The sequence below is a fragment of the Priestia sp. BR_2 genome (assembly GCF_041954005.1).
In the GTDB taxonomy this organism is placed as follows: domain Bacteria; phylum Bacillota; class Bacilli; order Paenibacillales; family Paenibacillaceae; genus Paenibacillus_AQ; species Paenibacillus_AQ lautus_A.
The window spans coordinates 1-748 of record NZ_JAVFHM010000035.1; the positions used below are offsets into that span (position 1 = coordinate 1).

Sequence of the window (748 nt, forward strand, 5' to 3'; positions counted from 1 at the left end):
ATTAATTTATCTAACCTTTTATGACCGACAGATTCATCTTTTAATCTAAATTTCTTTTTACTTTCTAAGCTACTTTCACTTACTTTACTAATCAGATTGTGGGCTTTCTCCCATGCCTTTTCTTCTGTCTCTGCTGTAATAACTTGAAGAGAAACTGAATACTTCAGCGTTCTTCCTTCTTTGGCTGCTAAATGTTTCATCTCTTCGATTCGAAGCTTTGTATCTTCTAATGTTTCTCCCCACAACATATAAACATCAGCTAATTTAGCAGCTACTTGCTTACCAGCTTCAGATGCACCACCCATAAAGATCTCAGGTCTTGGCTGTTGGACGGGCTTTGGAAAAAGAGATGCATTTTTAATGGAGTAATATTCCCCTTGATGATTTACTACATCTTCGGTAAACAAACGTTTCAAAATATGAACAAATTCTTCCGTTCTTTTATAGCGTAAATGGTGTGAAAGACTATCTCCATCTCTTTCTAGATCAGCTTGTGAACCTCCAGTAACAACATTAATAATAGCTCTTCCGTTTGATAAATAATCAAGTGTAGCAAATTGCTTTGCAAAAACTGTTGGGCTAATAAAGCCTGGCCTTGCTGCATATAAAAACTTTAAATTTTTAGTTGATTGTATTAAAGAGGAAGCTACAATTGATGCATCTAGACATTCTGCTCCTACTGGAAGCAGCAGCGCTGAAAACCCGGTCTGCTCAGCCATTTGCGCAATTTGATGATTGTATTTAAAAG

1 protein-coding gene is annotated in these 748 nt (G+C 36.4%); it reads right to left on the reverse strand.

The genetic code is table 11. From position 1 onward, the window contains the following. A partial coding sequence (locus RB298_RS00400; RefSeq protein ID WP_486045196.1) for an LLM class flavin-dependent oxidoreductase occupies nucleotides 1-748 on the reverse strand: 748 nt, incomplete at both ends.